Source organism: Pseudomonas sp. SIMBA_041 (assembly GCF_046535095.1).
Classification (GTDB): Bacteria; Pseudomonadota; Gammaproteobacteria; order Pseudomonadales; family Pseudomonadaceae; genus Aquipseudomonas; species Aquipseudomonas mucoides.
This window is the reverse complement of record NZ_JAWRXJ010000425.1, coordinates 1-265: the sequence shown is the minus strand read 5'-3', so window position 1 is coordinate 265 and position 265 is coordinate 1. Positions and strand designations below refer to the sequence as shown.

Genomic DNA, 265 nt, shown 5'->3' with positions numbered 1-265 from the left:
ACGGCAAAATCGCGGCACTGATCCAGCCTTTCGAAGTGCTGATCATCGGCGGCGCAGCCTTTGGCGCATTCCTCCAGGCCAACCCGGGCTACATGACGATGCACGTCGTCAAGAAATCCCTGGGCATGTTCAGCTCGCGCTTCACCCACACCTTCTACCTGGAAGTGCTGGGCCTGATCTACGAGATCCTCAACAAGAGTCGTCGCGAAGGCATGATGGCCATCGAAGGCGATATCGAGGACGCCGCGGCCAGCCCGATTTTCGC

Annotated in this window: 1 protein-coding gene; it reads left to right on the top strand. The window is 59.2% G+C overall.

The genetic code is table 11. The annotated features are described in order from the left end of the window. Window positions 1–265, top strand: a 265-nt coding sequence (locus SB725_RS31760; RefSeq protein ID WP_410923421.1) for a motility-associated protein, incomplete at both ends; no start/stop codon positions are given.